Genomic DNA, 2500 nt, shown 5'->3' with positions numbered 1-2500 from the left:
GGAACCTGCGGTTGGATCACCTCCTTACCTTAAAGAACCTGCCTTTGCAGTGCTCACACAGATTGTCTGATAGAAAGTGAAAAGCAAGACGGCTGCGAAGTCGTGACACCTCGTGTCCCCTTCGTCTAGCGGTTAGGACTCCGCCCTTTCACGGCGGCAACAGGGGTTCGAATCCCCTAGGGGACGCCACTTGCTGGGTGTGAGTGAAAGGCACAACCAATCAGTATCTCAAAACTGACTTGCGAGTCATGTTTGCGATATTTGCTCTTTAAAAATCTGGATCAAGCTGAAAATTGAAACGACACACGTTAAGTGTGTTCGAGTCTCTCAAATTTTCACAACGCGAAGTGAAACAGCTTCGGGTTGTGAGGTTAAGCGACTAAGCGTACACGGTGGATGCCCTGGCAGTCAGAGGCGATGAAGGACGTGCTAATCTGCGAAAAGCGCCGGCGAGGTGATATGAACCCTTGACCCGGCGATGTCCGAATGGGGAAACCCAGTGCAATCCGTTGCACTATCGTTAGCTGAATACATAGGCTAACGAGGCGAACCGGGGGAACTGAAACATCTAAGTACCCCGAGGAAAAGAAATCAACCGAGATTCCCCCAGTAGCGGCGAGCGAACGGGGAGCAGCCCGGAGTCTGAATCAGCTTGTGTGTTAGTGGAAGCGTCTGGAAAGTCGCAGGGTACAGGGTGATACTCCCGTACACGAAAGCACACTTGCTGTGAACTCGAAGAGTAGGGCGGGACACGTGGTATCCTGTCTGAATATGGGGGGACCATCCTCCAAGGCTAAATACTCCTGACTGACCGATAGTGAACCAGTACCGTGAGGGAAAGGCGAAAAGAACCCCGGCGAGGGGAGTGAAAAAGAACCTGAAACCGTGTACGTACAAGCAGTGGGAGCAGGGTGTGACTGCGTACCTTTTGTATAATGGGTCAGCGACTTATATTCTGTAGCAAGGTTAACCGTATAGGGGAGCCGGAGGGAAACCGAGTCTTAACTGGGCGTTAAGTTGCAGGGTATAGACCCGAAACCCGGTGATCTAGCCATGGGCAGGTTGAAGGTTGGGTAACACTAACTGGAGGACCGAACCGACTAATGTTGAAAAATTAGCGGATGACCTGTGGCTGGGGGTGAAAGGCCAATCAAACCGGGAGATAGCTGGTTCTCCCCGAAAGCTATTTAGGTAGCGCCTCGTGAATTCATCTCCGGGGGTAGAGCACTGTTTCGGCTAGGGGGCCATCCCGGCTTACCAACCCGATGCAAACTGCGAATACCGGAGAATGTTATCACGGGAGACACACGGCGGGTGCTAACGTCCGTCGTGAAGAGGGAAACAACCCAGACCGCCAGCTAAGGTCCCAAAGTCATGGTTAAGTGGGAAACGATGTGGGAAGGCACAGACAGCCAGGATGTTGGCTTAGAAGCAGCCATCATTTAAAGAAAGCGTAATAGCTCACTGGTCGAGTCGGCCTGCGCGGAAGATGTAACGGGGCTAAACCATGCACCGAAGCTGCGGCAGCGACACTATGTGTTGTTGGGTAGGGGAGCGTTCTGTAAGCCTGCGAAGGTGTGCCGTGAGGCATGCTGGAGGTATCAGAAGTGCGAATGCTGACATAAGTAACGATAAAGCGGGTGAAAAGCCCGCTCGCCGGAAGACCAAGGGTTCCTGTCCAACGTTAATCGGGGCAGGGTGAGTCGACCCCTAAGGCGAGGCCGAAAGGCGTAGTCGATGGGAAACAGGTTAATATTCCTGTACTCGGTGTTACTGCGAAGGGGGGACGGAGAAGGCTATGTTGGCCGGGCGACGGTTGTCCCGGTTTAAGCATGTAGGCGGAGGTTCCAGGTAAATCCGGTACCTTGTTAACGCTGAGGTGTGATGACGAGGCACTACGGTGCTGAAGCAACAAATGCCCTGCTTCCAGGAAAAGCCTCTAAGCATCAGGTAACATCAAATCGTACCCCAAACCGACACAGGTGGTCAGGTAGAGAATACCAAGGCGCTTGAGAGAACTCGGGTGAAGGAACTAGGCAAAATGGTGCCGTAACTTCGGGAGAAGGCACGCTGATATGTAGGTGAAGCCCCTGCGGGTGGAGCTGAAATCAGTCGAAGATACCAGCTGGCTGCAACTGTTTATTAAAAACACAGCACTGTGCAAACACGAAAGTGGACGTATACGGTGTGACGCCTGCCCGGTGCCGGAAGGTTAATTGATGGGGTTAGCGGCAACGCGAAGCTCTTGATCGAAGCCCCGGTAAACGGCGGCCGTAACTATAACGGTCCTAAGGTAGCGAAATTCCTTGTCGGGTAAGTTCCGACCTGCACGAATGGCGTAATGATGGCCAGGCTGTCTCCACCCGAGACTCAGTGAAATTGAAATCGCTGTGAAGATGCAGTGTACCCGCGGCAAGACGGAAAGACCCCGTGAACCTTTACTATAGCTTGACACTGAACACTGGTCCTTGATGTGTAGGATAGGTGGGAGGCTTTGAAG

At 52.8% G+C, this 2500-nt stretch carries 1 tRNA gene, 1 rRNA gene and 1 other annotated feature (1 of these 3 cut by a window edge); both genes read left to right on the top strand.

Features of this window, described 5'->3' with window-relative positions:
* Positions 1 to 27: ribosomal RNA gene (locus FHC51_RS22095) — 16S ribosomal RNA — on the top strand; it begins 1141 nt to the left of the window's first position.
* An 87-nt stretch (positions 28 to 114) separates the two neighbouring features.
* Positions 115 to 189: transfer RNA gene (locus FHC51_RS22090), tRNA-Glu, on the top strand.
* A 194-nt stretch (positions 190 to 383) separates the two neighbouring features.
* Positions 384 to 2382, top strand: a sequence feature (23S ribosomal RNA rRNA prediction is too short).
* Positions 2383 to 2500: the final 118 nt, after the last annotated feature.

The organism is Leclercia sp. EC_58, assembly GCF_019584355.1.
Lineage (GTDB): Bacteria > Pseudomonadota > Gammaproteobacteria > Enterobacterales > Enterobacteriaceae > Enterobacter.
This window is presented reverse-complemented; position numbering and strand designations above follow the sequence as displayed.